21 protein-coding genes are annotated in these 24,729 nt (G+C 54.1%); 13 read left to right on the top strand and 8 right to left on the bottom strand.

All coding sequences use genetic code 11. From position 1 onward, the window contains the following. Nucleotides 1–37 precede the first annotated feature (37 nt). Nucleotides 38–1,318: a glutamate-1-semialdehyde 2,1-aminomutase gene (gene hemL / locus EPE01S_RS16200; RefSeq protein WP_062747144.1), complete on the bottom strand. Its 1,281-nt coding sequence runs from the start codon at nt 1,316–1,318 to the stop codon at nt 38–40. 169 nt (nt 1,319–1,487) lie between these two features. On the opposite strand from hemL, the gene clcA reads away from it, so the two are divergent. Both clcA and erpA read left to right on the top strand, forming a co-directional pair. Then, nucleotides 1,488–2,903: a H(+)/Cl(-) exchange transporter ClcA gene (gene clcA, locus EPE01S_RS16195; protein WP_062747142.1), complete on the top strand. Its 1,416-nt coding sequence runs from the start codon at nt 1,488–1,490 to the stop codon at nt 2,901–2,903. A gap of 95 nt (nt 2,904–2,998) precedes the next feature. Then, complete coding sequence (gene erpA / locus EPE01S_RS16190) at nt 2,999–3,343, top strand: iron-sulfur cluster insertion protein ErpA (protein ID WP_062747140.1); 345 nt, start codon at nt 2,999–3,001, stop codon at nt 3,341–3,343. Between the two features lie 114 nt (nt 3,344–3,457). Here the strand turns inward: erpA and EPE01S_RS16185 are convergent, their stop codons facing one another. The 3 genes from EPE01S_RS16185 to mtnN all read right to left on the bottom strand — a co-directional run bounded on the left by EPE01S_RS16185 (nt 3,458) and on the right by mtnN (nt 5,334). Then, a complete protein-coding gene (locus EPE01S_RS16185; protein ID WP_062747138.1) occupies nt 3,458–3,712 on the bottom strand; it encodes a hypothetical protein in 255 nt (84 codons plus the stop codon). A gap of 118 nt (nt 3,713–3,830) precedes the next feature. Further along, complete coding sequence (gene btuF / locus EPE01S_RS16180; RefSeq protein WP_062747135.1) at nt 3,831–4,643, bottom strand: vitamin B12 ABC transporter substrate-binding protein BtuF; 813 nt, start codon at nt 4,641–4,643, stop codon at nt 3,831–3,833. Continuing rightward, complete coding sequence (gene mtnN / locus EPE01S_RS16175) at nt 4,636–5,334, bottom strand: 5'-methylthioadenosine/S-adenosylhomocysteine nucleosidase (RefSeq protein ID WP_062747133.1); 699 nt, start codon at nt 5,332–5,334, stop codon at nt 4,636–4,638. Before mtnN ends, btuF begins: the two co-directional genes overlap by 8 nt. Nucleotides 5,335–5,464: 130 nt before the next feature. Between mtnN and dgt the strand changes: the two genes are divergently transcribed. After that, entirely contained in the window at nt 5,465–6,970 is a 1,506-nt protein-coding gene (gene dgt / locus EPE01S_RS16170; protein ID WP_062747131.1) for a dGTPase, read from the top strand. A 154-nt stretch (nt 6,971–7,124) separates the two neighbouring features. After that, nucleotides 7,125–8,567, top strand: coding sequence for a serine endoprotease DegP (gene degP, locus EPE01S_RS16165; RefSeq protein ID WP_062747128.1), 1,443 nt, complete (start codon nt 7,125–7,127; stop codon nt 8,565–8,567). A gap of 120 nt (nt 8,568–8,687) precedes the next feature. On the opposite strand, the gene EPE01S_RS16160 is transcribed toward degP, so the two are convergent. The 4 genes from EPE01S_RS16160 to map all read right to left on the bottom strand — a co-directional run bounded on the left by EPE01S_RS16160 (nt 8,688) and on the right by map (nt 13,783). Then, complete coding sequence (locus EPE01S_RS16160; protein WP_062747126.1) at nt 8,688–9,080, bottom strand: DUF3461 family protein; 393 nt, start codon at nt 9,078–9,080, stop codon at nt 8,688–8,690. Between the two features lie 222 nt (nt 9,081–9,302). Further along, entirely contained in the window at nt 9,303–10,127 is an 825-nt protein-coding gene (gene dapD, locus EPE01S_RS16155) for a 2,3,4,5-tetrahydropyridine-2,6-dicarboxylate N-succinyltransferase (RefSeq protein ID WP_062747124.1), read from the bottom strand. 96 nt (nt 10,128–10,223) lie between these two features. Then, nucleotides 10,224–12,881: a bifunctional uridylyltransferase/uridylyl-removing protein GlnD gene (gene glnD / locus EPE01S_RS16150; protein WP_062747123.1), complete on the bottom strand. Its 2,658-nt coding sequence runs from the start codon at nt 12,879–12,881 to the stop codon at nt 10,224–10,226. 110 nt (nt 12,882–12,991) lie between these two features. Continuing rightward, nucleotides 12,992–13,783 (bottom strand): type I methionyl aminopeptidase, encoded by a 792-nt coding sequence (map, locus tag EPE01S_RS16145; RefSeq protein WP_062747120.1) that lies wholly within the window; start codon nt 13,781–13,783, stop codon nt 12,992–12,994. A 373-nt stretch (nt 13,784–14,156) separates the two neighbouring features. Between map and rpsB the strand changes: the two genes are divergently transcribed. The 9 genes from rpsB to bamA all read left to right on the top strand — a co-directional run bounded on the left by rpsB (nt 14,157) and on the right by bamA (nt 24,725). Further along, complete coding sequence (gene rpsB, locus EPE01S_RS16140) at nt 14,157–14,882, top strand: 30S ribosomal protein S2 (RefSeq protein ID WP_062747118.1); 726 nt, start codon at nt 14,157–14,159, stop codon at nt 14,880–14,882. 327 nt (nt 14,883–15,209) lie between these two features. Then, nucleotides 15,210–16,061 carry a translation elongation factor Ts gene (gene tsf / locus EPE01S_RS16135; protein ID WP_062747115.1) on the top strand — a complete coding sequence of 284 codons (852 nt, stop codon included), beginning with the start codon at nt 15,210–15,212 and terminating at the stop codon, nt 16,059–16,061. Between the two features lie 155 nt (nt 16,062–16,216). Further along, nucleotides 16,217–16,942: a UMP kinase gene (gene pyrH, locus EPE01S_RS16130; protein ID WP_062747112.1), complete on the top strand. Its 726-nt coding sequence runs from the start codon at nt 16,217–16,219 to the stop codon at nt 16,940–16,942. Between the two features lie 128 nt (nt 16,943–17,070). Next, nucleotides 17,071–17,628: a ribosome recycling factor gene (gene frr / locus EPE01S_RS16125; RefSeq protein WP_062747304.1), complete on the top strand. Its 558-nt coding sequence runs from the start codon at nt 17,071–17,073 to the stop codon at nt 17,626–17,628. A 133-nt stretch (nt 17,629–17,761) separates the two neighbouring features. Next, nucleotides 17,762–18,976: a 1-deoxy-D-xylulose-5-phosphate reductoisomerase gene (gene ispC, locus EPE01S_RS16120; RefSeq protein ID WP_062747109.1), complete on the top strand. Its 1,215-nt coding sequence runs from the start codon at nt 17,762–17,764 to the stop codon at nt 18,974–18,976. Nucleotides 18,977–19,270: 294 nt separating this feature from the next. Then, nucleotides 19,271–20,023, top strand: a complete 753-nt coding sequence (ispU, locus tag EPE01S_RS16115) for a (2E,6E)-farnesyl-diphosphate-specific ditrans,polycis-undecaprenyl-diphosphate synthase (protein WP_062747107.1) — start codon at nt 19,271–19,273, stop codon at nt 20,021–20,023. 18 nt (nt 20,024–20,041) lie between these two features. Next, on the top strand, nt 20,042–20,899 hold the full coding sequence (gene cdsA / locus EPE01S_RS16110; RefSeq protein WP_062747104.1) for a phosphatidate cytidylyltransferase: 858 nt from the start codon (nt 20,042–20,044) through the stop codon (nt 20,897–20,899). A 9-nt stretch (nt 20,900–20,908) separates the two neighbouring features. Further along, on the top strand, nt 20,909–22,258 hold the full coding sequence (rseP, locus tag EPE01S_RS16105; RefSeq protein WP_062747101.1) for a sigma E protease regulator RseP: 1,350 nt from the start codon (nt 20,909–20,911) through the stop codon (nt 22,256–22,258). A gap of 55 nt (nt 22,259–22,313) precedes the next feature. Further along, nucleotides 22,314–24,725, top strand: coding sequence for an outer membrane protein assembly factor BamA (bamA, locus tag EPE01S_RS16100; protein ID WP_062747098.1), 2,412 nt, complete (start codon nt 22,314–22,316; stop codon nt 24,723–24,725). The last annotated feature ends 4 nt before the right edge of the window (nt 24,726–24,729 follow it).

The raw sequence follows: 24,729 nt of genomic DNA, 5'->3' as shown, positions 1-24,729 counted from the left end.
GGCCGGGCAACGTTTTTGCCCGGCCCGTTATTCCGCTTTACAGCTTTGCAAAGCTGCGGCGTGCGGCATCAATCGTGCGCTGAATATCTTCCGGGCTGTGTGCCAGTGACATAAAGCCCGCTTCAAAGGCCGAGGGTGCCAGATAGACGCCCTCTTCCAGCATCAGATGGAAGAAACGCTTGAAGCGCTCCACGTCGCACTTCGTCACATCTGCATAGCAGGTGACGCTTTCCGCATCGGTAAAGAACAGCCCGAACATGCCGCCAACATGGTTAACCACGAAGGGAATTTTTTCCGCTTTTGCCGCTGCCAGCAGGCCGTCGGCCAGCTGCGTGGTCAGACGCGTCAGCGCCTCATGCGTGCCCGGGCGGGCCACTTCGGTCAGACAGGCAAAGCCGGCCGCCATCGCAATCGGATTGCCGGACAGCGTACCGGCCTGATAGACCGGCCCGGTAGGGGAGAGCGCGTCCATCACTTCGCGGCGGCCACCAAAGGCACCGACCGGCATCCCGCCGCCGATGATTTTACCGAGGCAGGTCAGATCGGGCTTAACGCCATAGTGAGCCTGAGCGCCAGCGAGCGCCACGCGGAAGCCGGTCATGACTTCATCGATAATCAGCAGGGCGCCAAACTCGTCGCACAGTGCACGCAGGCCAGGCAGGAACGATGGCAGCGGTGGGATGCAGTTCATGTTGCCCGCAACCGGCTCCACGATGATACAGGCGATCTCTTCCGGGTACTGCTCAAAGGCGGCGCGTACCGTCGTGAGATCGTTGTAGGTGCAGGTGAGGGTGTGTTTAGCAAAATCGGCCGGAACGCCCGGGGAGTTTGGCTGGCCCAGCGTCAGTGCGCCTGACCCTGCCTTGACCAGCAGGCAGTCAGCGTGGCCGTGGTAGCAGCCTTCAAACTTAATAATTTTGTCGCGATGGGTGAAACCTCTCGCCAGGCGAATCGCGCTCATGGTGGCTTCGGTGCCGGAGTTGACCATACGAACGGTATCCATGGTGGGGACCAGTTCGGTCACCAGCGCCGCCATTTTGACTTCCATCTCCGTCGGTGCACCGAAGCTCAGGCCGCGCTCGGCCGCTTCAATCACCGCGTGACGGATGGCGGGATGATTATGGCCCAGCACCATCGGGCCCCACGAGCCGACATAGTCGATGTAGGCTTTGCCATCCACATCGTACAGCAGGGCACCGTCAGCACGTTCGATAAACAGTGGCACGCCGCCAACGCCGTTAAAGGCTCGCACCGGTGAGTTTACGCCACCGGGAATTAACTGCTGCGCCTGAGCGTACAGGTTTTCAGACTTACTCATGGAACCACTCCTGATCATTCATGGAAAAACCCGTCTATTCTAAGGGAACTTGGCGGAGCAGCCAAAGGCTGATGCTGGTTATGACACGATTAGAGAGAATTAAAGCGCGGGTGTTCATGGCGGGAACGGTTAGTATATTGACCCATCTTTACCCTGAAATGAACGAACGATGAAACAGCAATCGACTTCTACCGATGAGCTCAACGTGGTGCCTGTGCGTCGCGGTGATTTTCTGCGTCTGCTGCTGCGGCGTGATAAAACCCCACTGACCATTCTGGTCATGGCGGGTATGGTTGGCACGCTGACCGGCCTGGTTGGGGTGGCGTTTGAAAAGGCAGTAAATCGAATCATTTTCCTGCGAACCAGCGGAGTGCTCGCCTTCGAAGGCCAGCCGCTGGTCATGATCGTGCTGGCCTTTTTCGCCTCAGCCCTGCTGGCCGCAGGCGGCTATTACCTGGTACGGCGTTTTGCGCCCGAAGCGGCGGGGTCGGGTATCCCTGAAATTGAAGGTGCGCTGGAGGAGCTGCGTCCGGTGCGCTGGTGGCGGGTGATCCCGGTGAAATTTATCGGCGGCATGGGCACGCTGGGGGCCGGAATGGTACTCGGGCGCGAGGGGCCGACGGTGCAGCTGGGGGGGAATATCGGCCGGATGCTGCTGGATATCTTCCGCATGAAAAGTACCGAGGCCCGCCATTCGCTGCTGGCGACCGGTGCGGCGGCGGGTCTGTCGGCGGCCTTTAACGCGCCGCTGGCCGGGATACTGTTTATTATTGAAGAGATGCGTTTGCAGTTCCGCTACAGCCTGATTTCCATTAAGGCGGTGTTCGTTGGTGTGATTATGTCGAGCATCGTGTTCCGTATTTTTAACGGGGAACACGCGGTGATTGAAATTGGCCGCCTCGCCGATGCGCCGGTGAATACGCTGTGGCTCTATCTGCTGCTCGGGATGATATTTGGCGTCGTGGGCGTGGCGTTTAATCAGTTTATTTTCCGTATCCAGGATCTGTTTCAGCGTCTGCATGGTGGTCGTTTAAGCAAGGTACTGCTGGTGGGGGCCTTACTGGGGGGCGGATGCGGAGTGCTGGGCCTGCTGTTACCGGCGGCTGCCGGGGGCGGTTCCAGCCTGATCCCGCTGGCGGCGGCGGGCAATTTCTCCATTGGGATGCTGCTGTTTCTGTTTATTGTCCGGCTGGCCACCACGCTACTCTGTTTTTGTTCTGGCGCGCCCGGCGGTATTTTTGCCCCGATGCTGGCGCTGGGCACGCTGCTGGGCACGGCATTTGGTCTCTGTGCGGCCGCCTGGCTGCCGGACTATCATCTGCAGGCTGCGACGTTTGCCATCGCCGGTATGGGCGCGCTGTTTGCCGCTTCCGTCCGTGCCCCGCTTACCGGCATCGTTCTGGTGCTGGAGATGACGGACAACTATCAGTTGATCCTGCCGATGATCATTACCTGCCTGGGGGCGACGCTGCTGGCCCAGTTTCTCGGTGGGCAACCCTTGTATTCTTCTCTGCTTGCCCGCACCTTAGCGAAGCAGCAGCAGCGTGAAAACGAAGCCGTTACCGCACAGGGTGGTACAGCCTGAACTTGATTGCGATGGCAGTGTGTTAGATAATGACATTAATTATGGTCGAATTGTGACCTGTCAGGCACCGGCCTGTACGTATACTGGAGTGACCTATGAGCGACGAAGTAGTCCTGCCCCTGCAATTTACTGAAGCCGCGGCGAGTAAAGTCAAAAACCTGATTTCGGATGAGGATAACCCGGATCTGAAACTGCGCGTTTATATCACCGGCGGTGGTTGTAGCGGGTTCCAGTACGGTTTTACCTTCGACGATAAGATTAACGATGGGGATATGACCATTGAGAAATCGGGCGTTGCGCTGGTCGTGGATCCGATGAGTCTGCAATACCTGGTGGGTGGCGCAGTCGATTATACCGAAGGCCTGGAAGGATCGCGCTTTATCGTGACCAACCCGAATGCCAAGACCACCTGTGGATGTGGTTCTTCATTTAGCATTTAACCGGCCTGCAAAATAAAAATGCTTCCCGTTACCGGGAAGCATTTTTTTTACCCAAAATAATGCAGGTTCTCTCGTGCGACTGACGCATTTGTAACCTGTCGTTGGATGGGTAAATTACCATTCGACGGTAACTAACCTTGCCTCCTGACGATTCACCCCATCGCGCGTAATAACACTTTGCGTGATTTTAGGCTGTGCATCAGGCTGCGATCCACACGCAATGCCGGGCAGGCGGGAAGCAGAAAGGGTGCTCCCGTCTACACTGCACTGTGAGTAGATAGTTAATTTCACCCCAATGCTGCCGGTGGTTGAGGCAGCAAAGACGTGACCCGTCATCATTAGCCCGAGGGCCAGATAAAGGGTTTTCATGGTGCTATTTCCTGGTATAAAACAGGGCAAAATACCCTGATAAAAAACGAACGAAAAATCGCCGTTACACTTAGTTAACGGCAGCCAGCGCCGGATCTTTACTCACCTTTTGCGGTGATTATGAGCGTGATGGAAGAGGGACTGTGGCTAATTCGCTGCACAATTTTTGTGCGGCGAGAATCATACGTGGTCCTGCACGACTTATCCAGTCATCATTAATGGCCACGATCGGCACGGTGAGTTGGGGTTGCCAGAACTGCGCAATCTGACGGGCATGAGCGCTGTCGCCGGGCGTCACCACGGCGGCGGGCTGGCGTAATAATACCTGCTCACGGCTGACCTGTGGCCAGGGCGCTGACGCCGTGGCAAAAATATTTTCCCCCTTGCACAGGCGCAAGACCTCATCCTGCAGGGTATGGCCCGATGCGGTAAAGAGGGGACTGAGGCCAAACTGTAAAAATACGCGCTTCACCGGCTGTGACCGGTAACGCTGCCGTAGCGTATCAAACTGCGCCTGGAGCGCCGCTGCGGCCTGTTCGGCCTGTAACGGGCGCGGACTGTACGCGGCCAGCTGCCGCAGACTGTCTGTTAATTGCGCAATCGAGTCCGGTGCCAGCCAGACCACGCGGATGCCCAGTGCCTGGAGCTGATCGGCCTGGCGCTGCGGTGTCCCCCCCTGCCACGCAATGACCACGTCAGGCTTCAGCCTGAGCAGTTTTTCGATATTGATCCCCTGCCAGTTAGCCACCTGTTCGATATGCTGTGCGGCCGGCGGAAAATCAGAGTAAGCGCTGACACCAACGGGGATGATCCCGGCAGCAAAGGCCAGTTCAGTGATGTTGGGAGCCAGGGTAACCACCCGGGGGGCGGCCTGAACTGTGGCGGCACAGGCCAGCCACAGCAGAACCAGACACCGGAGGTGTTTAGCCACGGGCAAGGTGAGTCAGTAAGGTTTCGACCATCAGGGAGGACTGCCGGGCAGCCACCACGAGGAACTCGTCGAAGCTCAGATGGGACGCCTGATCCGCCACGTCGGAGATCGCACGAACGACGACAAACGGGGTGCCAAACTGATGGCAAACATGGCCGATTGCCGTCGCTTCCATCTCCACTGCGATCGCCTGCGGGAAGGTGGTGCGAATGCGCGCCAGCGGCGCAGCGCCGTTGATAAAGGCATCGCCGCTGACGACCAGGCCACGCACAGCGTTCAGGTTGAGTTCACCGATACACTGTTCAGCCGCCGCAATCAATTTTTCATCTGCCTTGAAGGCGGCCGGGCAGCCTGCCATCTGACCCGGCTCATAGCCGAAGGCGGTCACATCGGCATCGTGATAGCGCACTTCATCGGAAACCACGATATCGCCCACCGTCAACGTCGGGGCAAGACCGCCAGCAGAACCGGTATTGATCACAAAATCCGGTTTGCACAGCTCCAGCAGTAGGGTGGTGCCCAGCGCGGCTGAGACTTTACCGATGCCGGATTTCAGCAGGGCGATTTCGACACCGTTCAGCGTACCCGTGTAAATTTCACAGCCTGCCAGCGTCAGGGTCTGACGGTTTTCAATTTTGTCACGCAGGAGCGTCACTTCCTGTTCCATTGCGCCAATAATGCCTGCTTTCATAGGGATACTCTCTGAATTAGTGGAATTTGCCATTCATTTCAGCGCATAGTCTATCATGGCAGCTCAAGAGAAATAATCCGCTAATCGGTACTGCGATAATCACGGCGTCGTAAACCAGAGGGAATAAGGTATGACCGGGATCGACTTCCGCAAAAAGATTAACTGGCAGCGTCTGTTTCGCCCTTATCAGGGGCCGAAGAATGAACATGAAATCCTGCGTATTTTTGAAAGCGATCGCGGGCGTATCATTAATTCGGCGGCTATCCGCCGCTTGCAGCAAAAAACCCAGGTCTTCCCGCTGGAGCGGAACGCTGCGGTGCGTACCCGGCTAACCCATTCGCTGGAGGTGCAGCAGGTGGGGCGTTATATCGCCAAGGAGGTCCTGACGCGTCTGCAGGAGATGGGGCAGCTTGAACCGCTGGGGCTGAAGGAGCTGACCGCCCCCTTTGAAAGCATTGTTGAGATGGCCTGCCTGATGCACGACATTGGTAATCCGCCGTTTGGTCACTTTGGCGAATCGGCGATTAATGACTGGTTCCGTCAGCAGCTGGATGCCGACTGGGTACCGGATGGTGGACGGGATGACCGCTGTGTGCCTTCGGTGCTGCATCAGCGCGATGACGGGCTTAACGAATTACGCCGGAAAGTGCGTCAGGATCTCTCTCATTTTGAAGGGAATGCCCAGGCGATCCGCATGGTGCATACCCTGATGAAGATGAATCTCACCTGGGCACAGGTGGGCTGCATTTTAAAATATACCCGACCGGCCTGGCATAACGGGCCCGTTCCCGCCAGCCACAGTTATTTAATGAAAAAACCGGGCTATTATCTGGCGGAAGAGGAATATATCGCCCGGCTGCGAGAGCAATTACACCTTGAGCCGCACTGCCGCTTTCCTCTGACTTATATTATGGAAGCCGCTGACGATATTTCCTATTGCGTGGCGGACCTGGAAGATGCAGTCGAAAAAAATATTTTTAGTGTTGAACAGTTATATCAGCACTTATTTCAGCTCTGGCCTGGTCATCAGGAAGACGATCTTTTTGCTACCGTGGTCACCCGCGCGCTGGAAAAGTCGCGTAATCCGCGCACCGCGCTGTGCAGCGAAGATCAGTTTTTCATGTATTTACGCGTCAACACGGTGGCTGAGCTGGTTCCTCATGCGGCCAGCCGCTTTATCGATCATCTGACGGACGTGTATCACGGTGAATTTAACGAGGCACTACTGGAAGACGGTAGCCCACACAGTCAGCTACTGGAAGTGTTTAAAAAAGTCGCGTTCCGTCATGTATTTAACCATCCTGAGGTCGAACAGTTGGAGCTGCAAGGCTATCGGGTGATCAGCGGACTGCTGGAAATTTACCGGCCGCTGTTGCTGCTTTCACAGGCCGAATTTAGTGAACTGACGGCGAAGGATTATTTAAAAGGCTACCCTATTGAAACCCGTCTTTTTCATAAACTGTCGACACGTTTTCGTCTTGCCTATACGGAGGCGGTTGCGTCACTGGATAACCATCCGCAAGAGAGCGCGATCTGGGAATACTATTATCGCGTACGGCTGTTACAGGATTACATCAGTGGCATGACCGATCAATATGCATGGGATGAGTACCGACGCCTGATGGCGGTGGAATAGCGGTGATAAGCGCTAAGAATTGTAAAGACGTACAATACTTTTTTACTATTACTTTATGTTTAAACATGAACTTAGCGTTAAAAAATTAATCTCAATATCACAACGACAACCACAGCAATGGTTACTTCACTGAATTATCTTGAGAATCCGACCAATGAAAAAAACAACGTTAGTTTTGAGCGCGCTGGCTCTGAGCCTGGGCCTGGCATTGAACCCGTTAGCTGCCAGTGCTGCGGAAACGGCCTCTTCCTCTTCCACTCAGCCATTGCCGAGTCTGGCCCCCATGCTGGAAACGGTGATGCCGTCAGTCGTCAGCATCAATGTTGAAGGGAGCACCACGGTACGCACGCCGCGTATGTCTCAGCAGTTCCAGCAATTCTTTGGCGGCAACTCGCCTTTCTGCCAGGAGGGGTCTCCCTTCCTGGGTTCCCCAATGTGCCAGGGTGGCGGGCCTGAAGGCAACGGAAATGGGGGCGCTGACCAGCAGCAAACCTTCCGCGCGTTGGGTTCAGGTGTGGTTATCGATGCCGCGAAAGGCTATGTGGTCACCAACAACCACGTAGTCGATAACGCCACCAAAATTCAGGTGCAGTTAAGCGATGGTCGTCATTATGATGCGAAAGTGATTGGTAAAGATCCGCGGTCAGATATTGCGCTCATCCAGTTGAAGGATGCGAAAAATCTGACGGCGATTAAGATTGCTGACTCCGATAATCTGCGCGTCGGTGACTATACGGTAGCGATCGGCAACCCGTATGGCCTGGGTGAAACCGTGACCTCAGGTATTGTGTCTGCACTCGGCCGCAGCGGTCTGAATGTGGAAAATTACGAAAACTTTATCCAGACTGATGCCGCTATCAACCGGGGTAACTCCGGGGGCGCGCTGGTCAATCTCAAGGGTGAACTGATCGGGATTAACACCGCCATTCTGGCACCGGACGGCGGCAACATCGGCATTGGCTTTGCCATCCCGAGTAATATGGTGAAAAACCTGACTTCGCAGATGGTCGAGTATGGCCAGGTGAAACGCGGTGAATTGGGTATTATGGGGACCGAACTGAACTCTGAACTGGCGAAAGCGATGAAAGTCGATGCCCAGCGCGGTGCTTTCGTCAGCCAGGTATTGCCGAAGTCCTCAGCGGCTCAGGCCGGGATTAAAGCCGGCGATGTCATTGTCTCTATCAATAATAAACCGATCTCCAGTTTTGCAGCCCTTCGCGCAGAGGTTGGTTCATTGCCGGTCGGCACGAAAATGGAACTTGGCCTGATCCGTGACGGTAAGCCAATGAGCGTCAATGTGGCACTGCAGCAGAGTAGTGCGGATAAAGTCGATTCCGGTACCATCTATAACGGTATCGAAGGGGCAGACCTCAGCAACTACGATGTGAAAGGCAATAAGGGCGTGAAAGTCGACAATGTGAAACCTGGCTCTGCGGCTGCGCGGATTGGCCTGAAGAAAGATGATGTGATCCTGGGTGTGAATCAGCAGCCGATCGCGAATCTGGGTGAGTTGCGTAAAATCCTCGACACCAAACCCTCGGTGCTGGCGCTGAATATTCAGCGTGGGGATGCCAGTATTTATCTGTTGATGCAGTAATGACTAAAAAAGGGGGGATCTGAAAAACGGTCTCCCCGGCGTGTCGGTCAGAAAAGACCCGCCACAATAAAAAAAGGGTGGCCCGTATTCGGGCCACCCTTTTTTATATCACGGTGGAAATTAACGACCGTTACGGGTCAGTTTATCCAGATCCGATTCAATTTCAGCGATTTTGTGAGAAACAACGCTTTCCAGATGACGCAGATCATCAAGGATTTTACGTTTCAAATCGACTTCGACCTGGTCACGCTGGCAAATCTGGTCAAGCTCATCAATCACATAGCGCAGATTCGGGCTGATTTCCTGGACTTCTTTGTAGCCCTGGCTGGCATTATCGGCGACCACGGTTTTACGCTGACGCGGATATTTGAATTTCACGCTTTTGGCAAAAAACTCGCCTTTGTCTTTACGGAAGTAGATTTTCAGGATGTCATTATTAGCTTCCTGACGCAGGCTGTAACGGTCGATATCTTCAGGTGAAGAGATACCCAACCCTTTAAGATTGTCGTACATAGCATTTTCCTTTTGGGAGACTATCGATCCAGATGCGATCAGAGTCGTCGCTATCCGTCAAACGGCAAAGGATCGGTTAATTTAAGAACAATGATTTTCTGGCGCGGATTATACGCCTGGATTGCGCACAATAGCATCACTTGTTTCGTAAGGTGAAAGAGGTAGTCGTCGGTGGAAGTGGAAAGATAGCTTTACGGGCCACTGGCATGGCCCGTGCGACGATTAGTCGATGGTACGCAGCAGTTCGTTGATACCGGTTTTACCCAGGGTTTTAGCATCCACTTTTTTCACGATGACCGCACAGTACAGGCTGTAAGTCCCGTCTTTTGACGGCAGGTTTCCTGATACCACGACGGATCCCGCAGGAACGCGGCCGTAATGCACTTCACCGGTTTCACGGTCGAAGATTTTGGTGCTCTGGCCAATGTAGACACCCATTGAGATCACCGAACCCTCTTCGACGATCACGCCTTCTACGATTTCTGAACGTGCACCAATAAAGCAGTTGTCTTCGATGATGGTTGGGTTAGCCTGAAGAGGCTCCAGCACGCCACCGATACCCACGCCGCCCGACAGGTGCACATTTTTACCAATCTGCGCACAGGAGCCGACGGTGGCCCAGGTATCCACCATTGAACCTTCATCAACGTAGGCACCAATGTTGACATACGAGGGCATCAGCACGGTATTACGCGCGATGAACGCGCCCTGACGAACGGCTGCCGGTGGCACCACGCGGAAGCCTTCTTTTTTGAAGCGCGCGTCATCATAATCGGCAAATTTCATCGGAACTTTGTCGTAATAGCGGCTTTCTGCGCCTTCCATGACCTGATTATCGTTGATACGGAATGACAGCAGTACCGCCTTTTTCAGCCACTGGTGAGTGACCCACTCGCCATTAATCTTCTCGGCCACACGCAGAGCACCGCTATCCAGCAGGGCGATGGTCTGATTGACGGCATCACGCGTTGCGCTGTCGGCGTTCGCCGGGGTAATGTCTGCACGGCGCTCAAAGGCGGCCTCAATAACACTCTGTAACTGTTGCATAAATCATCTCTTCCTGGTTTTGCCGTGCGCTTTAGAACGAAAACGATTCCGCTGCAGCAGGATCCCGCGCCGGCACGGTTAAAAAGTCAATCTGGGTCACACTTTATCGTTTGGATTAAGGGCCTCTGTCAACCGTTGTTGCAGCCGTTCGCGCAAATCGGCATCTAATGCGCGCCGATCGTTGTTGGCCAGAATAAATAAATCCTCCACGCGTTCACCAATGGTGCTGATGCGCGCACCGTGCAGCGACACGTTTAAATCTGCAAAGACTTCTCCCACCCGCGCCAGCAAACCGGGCTGATCGAGCGCCACTAATTCCAGATACGTTCGTCTGTCAGTGTGTGTGGGTAAAAAGTTTACCGCCGTATCCACATTGAAATGCTTCAGGCGGGCGGACTGGCGTCGGGTGCGTGGCGGATGCCAGCTGGTCTGACAGATCGCCTGTTCCAGCGCCTGGCGGGTCATCTCATGACGATCGGTTGCCAGCGGGCTGCCGTCCGGTTCCAGCACGATAAAGGTGTCCATGGCCATGCCGTCACGGCTGGTAAAGATCTGCGCGTCATGCACGCTCAGGTTTCGCCGGTCCAGCTCTCCCGCCACGGCCGCAAACAGATACGGGCGATCCGGGCTCCAGATAAAGATTTCCGTGCCGCCGCGCGTCGCCTGCGGGCTGACCAGGATTAGCGGCTGTGTCAGGTCATGATTCATCAGATGACGGGCGTGCCACGCCAGCTGGTTTGGCGTGTGGCGCAGGAAATAGTCGGCGCGACAGCGGCCCCAGATGCTGTGCAATGCTTCCTCATCGATGTTATCCATGCGCAGCAGGGCGAGGGCCTGCAGACGATGATGACGCACGCGTTCGCGCAGATCCGGACTGTTTTCCATGCCGCGGCGCAGCTGCTTTTCGGTGGCGAAGAACAGTTCACGTAACAGACTCTGTTTCCAGCTGTTCCACAGCGTTTCATTGGTGGCGCAGATGTCGGCCACGGTAAGGCAGACCAGATAACGCAGACGATTCTCATTCTGCATCACTTCGGCAAACTGCTGAATTTCGGTGGGGTCCTGAATATCGCGTCGCTGGGCGGTCACCGACATCAGCAGATGATGACGCACCAGCCAGGCCACCAGTTGCGTTTCACGCGAGTTGAGGCCGTGCATCTCGGCAAACTCCAGCGCATCCTGCGCCCCAAGGATGGAGTGATCGCCGCCGCGACCTTTAGCGATATCGTGAAACAGGGCCGCCATCAGCAGCAATTCCAGCTGTGGCAGGCGGGGCCAGAGCTCAACGCACAGCGGATGGCGGGGGCGGGTGCGCTCGTCGGCAAAACTTTCCAGCTTCTGCAATACGCGGATCGTATGCTCATCTACCGTATAGGCGTGGAACAGGTCGAACTGCATCTGGCCGACGATATTGCTCCACTGTGGCATATAGGCCCACAGTACGCTGTGACGATGCATCGGCACCAAAGCCCGGCTGACGGCACCCGGATGACGCAGAATCGACAGGAACAGCGTCCGCGCCTCAGGAATGGTACACAGTGGCTGTTTCAGGTGACGGCGGGCATGGCGCAGGTGGCGCAGGGTGGTGGAATAGATGCCGGTAATTTTTGGCGTGCGCACCATGGTATAAAACATGCGCATAATCGATTCCGGCTGCCGCGCAAACAGCGTTTCATCGCGCAGATCGATCAGCGTACCGCGCAGCTGAAACTCATCATCCAGCGGTCGGGGTTTCTCGTCCGTCGGCAACGCCAGAATTGCCTCATCGAACAGCTGTAACAGCATCTGATTCAGCTCGCTGACGCGGCGGGTGACGCGGAAAAAATCCTTCATCATTCGTTCGACGGGCTCGTTGCCTTCACCCTGATAGTTCAGGCGTTGTGCGACATTCAACTGACGATCGAACAGCAGGCGGTTGTCGTAGCGGGGGAGGGTAAGGTGCAGGGCGAAGCGAATGCGCCACAGCATACTTTGGCATTCGTTAAGTTCATTTCGCTCAGCCTCGGTCAGAAAACCAAAACCCACCATTTCGTCCAGTGAGGTGGCACCGAAGTGGCGGCGGGCCACCCACAGCAGAGTATGAATATCGCGCAGGCCACCGGGGCTGCTTTTAATATCCGGCTCAAGGTTGTAGCTGGTGCCGTGGTAGCGCTGGTGGCGCTCCTGCTGCTCTTCAATTTTAGCCGCGAAGAAACGATCGGAAGGCCAGAAGCCGTCACTGAAGACGTTTTTTTGCAGCTCAAGGAACAGCGCCAGGTCGCCGGTCAGCATCCGTGATTCAATCAGGTTAGTGGACACCGTCAGGTCTGAAAGCCCTTCCAGCAGACACTCTTCCAGGGTACGCACGCTGTGGCCAACTTCCAGTTTCAAATCCCACATCAGGGTCAGTAATTCGCTGGTACGGCGGGCATCATCCTCTGACAGCGGTTGGCGGCTGAGGATAAGAACATCGATGTCTGAAAGAGGATGCAGCTCACCCCGGCCGTAGCCCCCAACGGCTACCAGGGCGATCCCCTCTTTTTCCGGGAAGCCAAAGAAGCGCCAGAGGCGCCTGAGCAGGCGGTCAATAAACAGCGTACGCGCATCAATCAGGGTTTCCGCATCCTGCCCGGCGTCAAAGGCCGTGGCGAGATGCTGTTGGAACACATCCAGATGATGCCTGAGCGTGTCGCGGTTAAGTTCCGCATCTTCCCAGCGGCGTGGTGCTTTGGTGAGTTTTTTCAGGATACTGGCTTCCGTCACGTCTTTGTTCATTTCACCGCTCCACCAGGGATCTGCTCGTGTGCCCATAAAAAAAGCCGGCATTTGCCGGCTTGATATGCTGATTGCGGGAGGACCGAATGAAACAGGTCACTCCCTGCACATTATTCTGCGACCAGAATCGCCGGAATGGTGTCATCTTTACGCAGCGTCATAATTTCGCAGCCGTTTTCGGTTACCACAATAGTGTGTTCGTACTGTGCGGACAAGCTGCGGTCTTTGGTTTTTACCGTCCAGCCATCTTTCATGCTGCGGATGCGGTAATCACCGGCATTGACCATCGGCTCGATGGTGAAAGCCATCCCCGCCTGTAACACTACGCCGCCATCATCGGCATCGTAATGCAGCACCTGCGGCTCTTCATGGAAGCCTTTGCCGATGCCGTGGCCGCAGTATTCACGAACCACGGAGAAGTCCTGCGCCTCAACAAATTTCTGGATCTCACGACCGAGGGTGCGCAGACGAATGCCTGGCTTCACCATACGCAGGGCCAGATAGAGGCTCTCCTGCGTGACGCGGCACAGACGCTCACCCTGAATGGTCGGCTTACCGACCATAAACATGGTGGACGTGTCGCCGTGATACTCATCTTTGATCACGGTAACGTCAATATTGACGATATCGCCGTCTTTAAGGATTTTGTCATCGCTCGGGATACCGTGACACACCACTTCGTTAACGGAGATACATACCGACTTAGGGAAACCGTGATAGCCCAGGCTGGCGGAGACGGCGTGCTGCTTATTCACGATATGGTCGTGGCACAGGCGATCCAGCTCACCCGTACTGATGCCGGGCTTAACGTGTTCTTCGATCATCTCAAGCACTTCAGCAGCCAGACGGCCAGCCACACGCATTTTTTCGATTTCTTCAGGGGTTTTAATTGAAATAGCCATTCATCAGGTCCGAATTTGTCGTCATGTTCGACAATAATAAAGAAAGTGCTGTAATGGTATCAGCCTGCCCGGATGCTGCCAATGCAGTTTGTGGCGTCACCCGACCGGGGAGGGGGGAGCCGCTTTCCTGTTCGCACTAAAAAGGTAACAAATATTGGCTACCCTGGCTGGTTTATGGTATAAAGCGCGCCGACGATTCTCTGTTCGGTGAGTTTCATCGCCAGGCTCAGAAACGCATAAATCTCACTATGTGTAAATAACACACACGTATCGACACCTACGCCGGGGTGCCTTGCTGGTTCGAAAGAGTCGATGGGTCGGTTGTACGGGATACGTGGAGGCTTAACCCCAAACTATATCTATAGAGGTAATCATGGCAACTGTTTCCATGCGCGACATGCTCAAGGCCGGTGTACACTTCGGTCACCAGACCCGTTACTGGAACCCGAAAATGAAGCCATTCATCTTCGGCGCACGTAACAAAGTTCACATCATCAACCTTGAGAAAACTGTACCAATGTTCAACGAAGCCCTGGCTGAGTTGAGCAAGATCTCTTCCCGTAAAGGTAAGATCCTGTTCGTTGGTACCAAGCGCGCTGCAAGCGAAGCGGTAAAAGAGCACGCTCTGAGCTGCGACCAGTTCTTCGTTAATCACCGCTGGTTGGGTGGTATGCTGACTAACTGGAAAACTGTTCGTCAGTCAATCAAACGTCTGAAAGACCTGGAAATCCAGTCTCAGGACGGCACTTTCGACAAACTGACCAAGAAAGAAGCACTGATGCGCGCTCGTGAACTGGCCAAGCTGGAAAACAGCCTGGGTGGTATCAAAGACATGGGCGGCCTGCCAGACGCACTGTTTGTTGTTGATGCAGATCACGAACACATCGCTATCAAAGAAGCAAACAACCTGGGTATCCCAGTGTTTTCTATCGTTGATACCAACTCTGATCCAGACGGCGTAGACTTCATTATCCCAGGTAATGACGATGCAATCCGTGCTGTTAGCCTGTACCTGACTGCAGTGGCTACCACTGTACGTGAAGGTCGCTCGCAGGACCTGGCTCAGCAGGCAGAAGAAACCTTCGCTGAAGCTGAGTAATAAGGTTTGCTCTTTAGAGAGCCCTTGTACATCAGATGTGAATCTGTAAGGAAGGGGCCTTGATTGGCCCCTTTATTTTTTCGACTTCGCTTTGCTGAATGTCATATTTATCCGCTAGCTTTCACGTTGCAGGAAAGAGGGCCACTGAGGGCCGTTCAGACGCTGACATCCGTTAGTGACTGGCGGGACCGAAGACAGCCAGCGTATCTGCGGCCTGGAAGATGAAGGAAAATTCAGCGGGGCAGAATGTTTCTCCCGAGACCTGGCATCTGTAGCGAACGCCATTACTGGCCCACTGACAGATGCACGCTAACCGAGGATTAGAGAATGGCTGATATTACCGCTGCTCTGGTAAAAGAACTGCGCGAGCGCACTGGCGCTGGCATGATGGATTGTAAAAAAGCACTGACCGAAGCCAATGGCGACATCGAGCTGGCGATCGAGAACATGCGTAAATCTGGCGCGATCAAAGCCGCTAAAAAAGCAGGCAACGTTGCTGCTGATGGCGTGATCAAAACCAAAATCGACGGCAACTACGGTGTGATTCTGGAAGTAAACTGCCAGACTGACTTCGTTGCTAAAGACTCTGGTTTCCAGGCCTTCGCTGACAAAGTGCTGGACGCGGCTGTTGCCGGCAAAATCACTGACGTTGATGTGCTGAAAGCACAGTTCGAAGAAGAGCGCGTTGCACTGGTTGCTAAAATCGGTGAAAACATCAACATCCGTCGTGTGTCTTCTCTGGAAGGCGACGTGCTGGGTTCATACCTGCACGGTGCGCGTATCGGTGTTCTGATCGCGGCTAAAAGCGCTGACGAAGAGCTGGTTAAGCAGCTGGCAATGCACGTTGCTGCCAGCAAGCCAGAATTTGTTAAGCCTGAAGATGTGTCTGCTGAAGTGGTAGAGAAAGAGTACCAGGTTCAGCTGGACATCGCCATGCAGTCTGGCAAGCCGAAAGAAATCGCAGAGAAAATGGTTGAAGGCCGTATGAAGAAATTCACCGGTGAAGTTTCTCTGACTGGTCAGCCTTTCGTTATTGACCCAAGCAAAACTGTGGGCCAGCTGCTGAAAGAAAAAAATGCAGACGTGACCAACTTCATCCGCTTTGAAGTGGGCGAAGGCATTGAGAAAGCTGAGACAGATTTCGCGGCAGAAGTTGCAGCGATGTCCAAGCAGTCTTAATTGCTTAAGAAGAACCGCCTGATGGCGGTTCTTTTTTGCCTGTCTTTCGACAGCGCATTTTCAGTCTCATCCCAATAGTATTTCTCTGATGCTTTTAGGATGATACCGCACACAGTTAACACCCCTTTTCGACGATATCTTCCAGGAAAAATACCATGGCGACCAATGCAAAACCCGTATATCAACGTATCCTGCTTAAACTGAGTGGCGAAGCACTGCAAGGTGCTGAAGGCTTCGGTATCGATGCCAGCGTGCTGGATCGTATGGCTCAGGAAGTGAAAGAACTGGTAGAGCTGGGCATTCAGGTAGGTGTGGTCATCGGCGGGGGGAATTTGTTCCGTGGTGCGGGCCTGGCTCAGGCCGGGATGAATCGCGTTGTTGGCGACCATATGGGGATGCTGGCGACCGTGATGAATGGCCTGGCGATGCGTGATGCGCTGCATCGTGCTTATGTCAACGCCCGTCTGATGTCAGCTATTCCACTGAATGGCGTGTGTGATAATTACAGCTGGGCAGAGGCCATTAGTCTGCTGCGTAACAACCGCGTGGTGATTTTCTCTGCCGGTACCGGTAACCCGTTCTTTACCACTGACTCCGCAGCCTGCCTGCGCGGCATCGAAATCGAAGCCGACGTGGTGCTGAAAGCCACCAAAGTGGACGGTGTGTACTCTTCCGATCCGGTGAAGAATCCGGATGCTGTCCTGCACGATCAGCTGACCTATACTGAAGTGCTGGATAAAGAACTGAAAGTGATGGACCTGGCCGCCTTTACCCTGGCGCGTGACCATTCACTGCCTATCCGTGTGTTCAATATGAACAAGCCGGGCGCACTGCGCCGCGTAGTGATGGGCGAAAAAGAAGGCACGCTGATTACGCATTAATATCAGTCTGCGGTTAAAAGGGTTAAAATAAGGTATATTCTGTCTGTCAGGATTATCTTTACATGTATTTGAACGGCTTCTGGCGATGCCAGAGGCTGGTGGATCAAACAGATTCCAAGGGTTCCCACGTGATTAACGACATCAAGAAAGATGCAGAAACGCGCATGGATAAATGCGTCGAGGCATTCAAAAACCATATCAGCAAAATCCGCACTGGCCGTGCGTCGCCGAGCATTCTCGACGGCATCATGGTGGATTATTACGGTTCAGCGACCCCGCTGCGTCAGTTGGCCAGCGTGACGGTGGAAGATTCCCGTACGCTGAAAATCAACGTTTTTGACCGTTCAATCAGCGCAGCCGTTGAGAAAGCGATTATGTCTTCTGACCTGGGTCTGAACCCTATGTCAGCGGGCACTGATATTCGCGTTCCGCTCCCCGCACTGACTGAAGAGCGTCGTAAAGACCTGATCAAAATCGTGCGCGGTGAAGCCGAGCAGGGCCGTGTGTCTGTGCGTAACGTTCGTCGTGACGCTAACGACAAGGTAAAAGCGCTGCTGAAAGACAAAGAGATCAGCGAAGACGACGATCGTCGCTCTCAGGAAGACGTGCAGAAAATGACCGACGTGTTTATCAAGAAAATTGATAGCGCGCTGGCTGAGAAAGAAGCGGAGCTGATGGATTTCTGATCCATCTTCATCCTGGTAAACGCCGCACAGATCAGCCGTTCAAATGAAGGGCTGATCTGGCGGCGTTTTGCGTTTGTTAACTTTCCCGGCAGTCGCTGTTTTTCTTCTGAGCGGGTTTACGCAGAGCAATCTCATGAAGCAATTGACCATCCTCGGATCGACCGGATCCATCGGCACCAGCACGCTGGGCGTGGTGCGTGCTAATCCCCATCTGTTCGCCATTAAAGCCCTGGTTGCCGGGCGTAACGTCGAACTGATGGTTGAGCAGTGTCTGGAATTCCGCCCAGCCTATGCCGCCATGTCCGACCCTCAGGCGGCCGACGCGCTGCGTCTTCGTCTGAAAGATCTGCAGGTGGACACCGAGGTACTCAGCGGAGATCAGGCGGCTTGTGACCTTGCTGCTCTGGACGATGTGGATCAGGTCATGGCGGCGATTGTGGGTGCGGCAGGATTATTACCTACCCTGGCCGCAATTCGCGCAGGAAAACAGGTCTTACTGGCGAATAAAGAGTCGCTTGTCACTTGCGGCCGCCTTTTCCTGGAGGCCGTCAGCGCCTCGAAAGCGCAGCTGTTACCTATCGACAGCGAGCACAACGCCATTTTTCAGAGTTTGCCTGCTTCCCTCCAGCAGCAGTTAGGGTACGCTTCTCTCGAAGATAATGGCATTGACAGCATTATCCTTACGGGGTCGGGTGGCCCGTTCCGTGACACACCACTGGCAGAATTAAGTCTTATGACGCCGGATCAGGCGTGTGCACATCCGAACTGGTCGATGGGGAGAAAAATCTCTGTCGACTCGGCCACCATGATGAATAAAGGCCTGGAATATATCGAAGCCCGCTGGCTGTTTAATGCGACCGATGCGCAGATGGAAGTGGTTCTGCATCCTCAGTCTGTGATCCATTCGATGGTGCGCTATCGGGATGGCAGCGTGATTGCTCAACTGGGTTCGCCGGATATGCGGACCCCCATCGCGCATGCAATGGCGTGGCCGCAGCGAGTGACCTCAGGTGCTCAACCGCTTGATTTCACGCGCATGTCGGCCCTGACCTTTGCTGAACCTGACTTTGCGCGCTACCCCTGCCTGAAGCTGGCCATTGATGCCAGTATTGCGGGGCAGGCGGCGACCACGACGCTGAATGCGGCAAATGAAATCGCCGTCGAGGCGTTCCTCGGTTCAGCGATCCGCTTCACCGATATTGCGGCATTAAATGTTGCAGTACTGGAGACGTTATCTTGTCAGGAGCCTCAGAGCGTTGACGAGGTTATTGCTGTTGACCATGAAGCCCGTGCCGCTGCACGCGCTTTACTGCCCCGTTTTGCCGCGGGTCGGGTCAGCGCGATTTAACGCGTCGCCATTTGTGAGCGCTGGGCGGAGGTGGTATAGTCTTGCCCCACCGTTCCGGTATCACGGGGTGATTTAGCGGTTAAACTTGCGCAATCGCACGCTATATACGCCGGGCAGGTGAGATATTTCAGAAGCCGTTGCATACCCAAAGTCGTTGGTGCTGAAGTCAGGCGGCAGGTGCAGGAACGTTCGGATGCTTAAGCAGTTAAGTGGCCGGGGTGAATGCGGCAGCCGCTGCGGTAGCAGCTTCAAATATGAAGGGTATATTTCTGAATAAGGAAATAGTTACGCATTATGTCGTCCGAAAATAAATTACAAACCGATGACCAGCAGGGGACAGGCCCCCGCCATGTGGCCATCATTATGGATGGCAACGGCCGCTGGGCTAAAAACCAGGGCAAGCTGCGTATTTCTGGTCATAAAGCGGGAGTGAAATCCGTACGGCGCGCCGTAAGTTTCGCGGTCAGTAATAAACTTGATGCGCTCACGCTTTATGCCTTTAGTAGTGAAAACTGGAATCGTCCTCATCAGGAAGTTCTGGCGCTGATGGAATTGTTCGTCTGGGCACTCGACAGTGAAGTAAAAAGTCTGCACAAGCATAATGTCCGGTTGAAAATTATCGGTGATATCAGTCGATTTAACTCCCGTCTCCAGGAGCGTATTCGCCGTGCTGAGGAACTTACTCAACAAAATAATGGACTAACACTCAACATTGCTGCGAATTATGGCGGACGTTGGGATATTATCCATGGAGTCAGAAAAATAGCAGAACAGGTACAAGAGGGGCTTCTTCGTCCGGACCAGATCGAAGAAGAGACGCTTCATCCTTATCTCTGCCTGAATGAACTGGCACCTGTGGATCTCGTAATAAGGACCGGGGGAGAGCATCGGATTAGTAACTTCCTGCTTTGGCAAGTTGCCTATGCAGAGTTTTGGTTTACCGATACTCTTTGGCCTGATTTTGATGAACAAGTTTTTGAAGGTGCACTGAATGCGTTTGCACAACGAGAGCGTCGGTTTGGCGGCGCAGCACCCGGCGGCGCCTGAGCGCACTGGGGGTAATCTTTGCTGAAGTCTCGCCTGATTACCGCGTTTATATTGATACCTATCGTCATTGCAGCCCTCTTTTTGCTGCCGCCGCTAGGGTTTGCCATCACTATTTTAGCGATCTGCATGCTGGCCGCATGGGAATGGGGCCAGTTTGCTGGCTTTGCTGCGCGCTCACAGCGCGTCTGGCTGGCTTTGCTCTGCGGCCTGCTGCTGGCCTTTATGCTGTTTACGCTCCCGGCTTACCAGCATTCTGTGCATCTGCCTCAGATTGGCGGTGCCCTTTGGGTATCGCTGGGGTGGTGGATGGTGGCACTGCTTCTGGTTCTTTCCTATCCCGGTTCTGCCACATTCTGGCGCCATTCACGCGTACTACGTCTGATCTTTGGTTTGCTGACCATTGTCCCGTTCTTCTGGGGAATGCTGGCCCTGCGTCAGTATCACTATGACGTTGACCACTATGCCGGTGCCTGGTGGCTGCTGTACGTGATGTTCCTCGTCTGGGGAGCCGATTCCGGGGCTTATATGTTCGGTAAACTGTTTGGCAAGCATAAGCTGGCGCCGAAGGTTTCACCGGGCAAGACCTGGGAAGGTTTCTTTGGTGGGTTGGTCACCTCGGCGTTAATTTCCTGGCTGTTCAGCGTGATTGCTCCGCTGCAGGTACCGCTATCGACACTGCTGATTTGCTCCATTATCGCTGCTCTGGCGTCGGTGCTGGGGGATTTAACCGAAAGCATGTTCAAACGCGAAGCCGGCATTAAAGACAGCGGCAGCTTAATCCCTGGTCACGGCGGTATTCTTGACCGTATTGACAGCCTCACGGCCGCCGTTCCGGTGTTTGCCTGCCTGTTATTGCTGGTCTTTGGGACGCTGTAGGGAAACATTATGTTGAGCATACTCTGGAGTTTTGCTGCCTTTATCGTTGCGCTGGGGATTTTAATCACCGTGCATGAATTCGGCCATTTTTGGGTCGCCCGCCGCTGCGGTGTGAAAGTCGAGCGCTTCTCTATTGGTTTTGGTAAAGCACTGTGGCGACGCCGTGACAAGCAGGGCACAGAGTATGTTATCGCGCTCATCCCGCTGGGCGGTTACGTCAAGATGCTCGACGAACGCGTCGAAAGCGTACCGCCTGAACTTCGTCATCAGTCCTTTAACAACAAAACGGTTCTGCAACGTGCCGCGATTGTCAGTGCCGGCCCTGTCGCGAATTTCATCTTCGCTATTTTTGCTTACTGGCTGGTCTTTATCATCGGCGTTCCCGGTGTTCGCCCCGTTGTTGGCGAAATAGTGAGCGGTTCACCCGCCGCTGAAGCTCAAATTACCCCAGGTACGGAACTTAAAGCCGTTGACGGTATCGAAACGCCTGATTGGGATGCTGTGCGAATGGCACTGGTAGCGAAGATTGGCGATAAAAACACCATCTTCACGGTGGCGCCCTTTGGCAGTGAAAAAACCAGTGATAAGACGGTGAATTTACAGGGCTGGCAGTTTGAGCCCGATAAGCAGGATCCGGTCACATCATTGGGCATTCAGCCCCGGGGTCCTCAGATCGAATCGGTACTGGCGCAGGTGCAAAAAGACTCCGCAGCAAGTCGAGCGGGTTTGCAAGCAGGCGACAGGATCGTTAAAGTCGATGGCCAGCCTTTGGAACAGTGGCAAAATTTTGTGGCGACTGTTCGTGAAAACCCAGGCAACCAAATAGCAATTGAGGTGGAAAGGCAGGGCAGCACGGTCGATTTGACGCTGACGCCAGACGTTAATCCACACAACAAGGCGGAAGGGTTTGCGGGCATCATACCGCGCATTATTCCGCTACCTGAAGAGTACAGAACGGTGCGCCAGTATGGCCCGTTTGCGGCAATCGGCGAGGCCAGTGCGAAAACCTGGCAACTGATGAAGCTGACGGTAAGTATGTTAGGCAAACTGATTGTCGGTGATGTGAAGTTGAACAATCTCAGCGGGCCGATTTCTATCGCCCAGGGTGCTGGGATGTCAGCGGAATATGGTTTGATCTACTACCTGATGTTCCTCGCTCTGATTAGCGTGAACCTTGGGATAATCAACCTGTTCCCACTGCCGGTGTTAGATGGTGGTCATCTGCTGTTCCTGTTGATTGAGAAGATCAAAGGAGGGCAGGTTTCCGAGCGAGTTCAGGACTTCAGTTATCGTATCGGCTCGATTGTGCTGGTGCTGTTAATGGGGCTTGCGCTATTCAATGATTTCTCAAGGCTATAGTTTGCCAGTCGGCAAGCTGTTCGTGAGAACCAGTTAGGAAGAATGCATAAAAACGATGGCGATGAAAAAGTTGCTCATAGCGTCGCTGCTGTTTAGCAGCGTAACCGTATACGGTGCAGACGGATTCGTAGTGAATGATATTCATTTCGAAGGCCTGCAGCGAGTCGCCGTCGGTGCGGCATTGCTCAGTATGCCTGTTCGCGTTGGAGACACTGTCTCTGATGAAGATCTCAGTAACACCATTCGTGCACTGTTTGCGACCGGGAATTTCGAAGATGTTCAGGTCCTGCGCGACGGCAATACGCTGATCGTCCAGGTGAAAGAACGTCCGACGATTGCCAGCATCACTTTCTCCGGTAACAAAGCGGTGAAAGAGGATATGCTGAAGCAGAACCTGGAAGCCTCTGGCGTGCGCGTAGGCGAAGCACTGGATCGCACCACCATCTCCTCGATTGAGAAAGGGCTGGAAGACTTTTACTACAGCGTCGGTAAATACAGCGCCAGTGTGAAAGCGGTGGTCACGCCACTGCCACGTAACCGTGTTGACCTGAAGCTGGTCTTCACCGAGGGCGTGTCCGCTAAGATCCAGCAGATCAACATCGTGGGTAACAAAGCGTACAGCTCCGATGAACTGATCTCGCGCTTCCAGTTGCGTGATGAAGTGCCATGGTGGAACGTGGTGGGCGACCGTAAATACCAGAAACAGAAACTGGCCGGTGACCTTGAAACCCTGCGCAGCTTCTATCTGGACCGCGGTTATGCAAGATTCAATATCGATTCGACTCAGGTCAGCCTGACGCCGGATAAAAAAGGTATCTACATCACCGTTAACATTAACGAAGGCGATCAATACAAGCTTTCTGGTGTGGCGGTCAGCGGAAATCTTGCTGGACACTCAGCGGAAATTGAAACCCTGAGCAAAGTCACGCCGGGCGAACTGTATAACGGTTCCAAAGTGACCCGCATTGAAGATGATATCAAGAAGCTGCTGGGCCGTTATGGCTATGCGTACCCACGCGTGCAGACGCAGCCTGAAATCGATGACGCTAACAAAACCGTTAAACTGCGTATTAACGTTGATGCGGGTAACCGTTTCTACGTGCGCAAAGTCCGTTTCGAAGGGAATGACACCTCGAAAGATTCCGTTCTGCGCCGCGAAATGCGTCAGATGGAAGGGGCATGGCTGGGCAGCGATTTGGTTGAGCAGGGCAAAGAGCGTCTGAACCGTCTGGGTTATTTTGAAACCGTCGATACAGAAACTCAGCGTGTTCCGGGCTCACCGGACCAGGTTGACGTCGTCTATAAGGTGAAAGAACGTAACACCGGTACGCTGAACTTTGGCGTCGGTTACGGCACCGAAAGTGGGGTCAGCTTCCAGGTGGGGGTGACTCAGGATAACTGGCTGGGTACCGGTAACACCGTTGGCATCAGCGGCACCAAGAATGACTACCAGACCTATGCTGAGTTCTCACTGACCGATCCGTACTTCACGGTCGACGGTGTCAGCCTGGGCGGGCGCGTTTTCTACAACGACTTTAAAGCGGATGATGCCGACCTGTCTGACTACACCAACAAAAGTTATGGTGTAGACGGCACGCTGGGCTTCCCGGTGAATGAGAACAACACGCTGCGCGTGGGACTGGGCTATGTACATAACAGCCTGTCTAACATGCAGCCGCAGATCGCCATGTGGCGTTACCTGCGATCTGTCGGGCAGAATCCGAGCCTTTCCGGTGACGAAGATTACTCTGCAGATGATTTCACCTTTAACTATGGCTGGACGTACAACACCCTTGACCGTGGGTTCTTCCCAACCTCGGGTAACCGTACCAACCTGAACGGTAAGGTGACCATCCCGGGTTCTGATAACGCCTTCTATAAAGCGACGCTGGATACGCAGCAGTATCTGCCGCTGAATCAGGATCGCACCTGGGTACTCCTGGGTCGTGGACGCGTAGGCTATGGTGATGGGCTGAGCGGCAAAGAGATGCCGTTCTATGAGAACTTCTATGCCGGTGGCTCCAGTACCGTTCGTGGTTTCCGTTCCAATAACATTGGTCCTAAAGCCGCCTACCTGAACAACGGTTCTTCTGATTGTTCAGGAAGTGATGTGAATCGTGTCTGTAATTCTGATGATGCTATCGGTGGTAACGCCATGGCTGTTGCCAGTGCAGAGCTGATCACCCCGACGCCGTTCCTGAGTGAGAAGTATGCGAACTCAGTACGTACGTCGCTGTTTGTGGATGCAGGTACGGTGTGGGATACCAAGTGGGAAAATACGGCAGCAACGCGTGCGGCAGGTATTCCAGACTATAGCGATCCAAGCAACATCCGCATGTCAGCCGGTCTGGCACTGCAGTGGATGTCACCTCTGGGGCCGCTGGTGTTCTCCTACGCCCAGCCGTTCAAAAAGTATGATGGAGATAAGGCCGAACAGTTCCAATTTAACATTGGTAAAACCTGGTAATTCG

Origin of the sequence: Erwinia persicina NBRC 102418 (genome assembly GCF_001571305.1) — a bacterium.
Classification (GTDB): Bacteria; Pseudomonadota; Gammaproteobacteria; order Enterobacterales; family Enterobacteriaceae; genus Erwinia; species Erwinia persicina.
The sequence above is the reverse complement of the archived record's forward strand: the minus strand, read 5'-3'. Positions and strand labels throughout refer to the sequence as shown.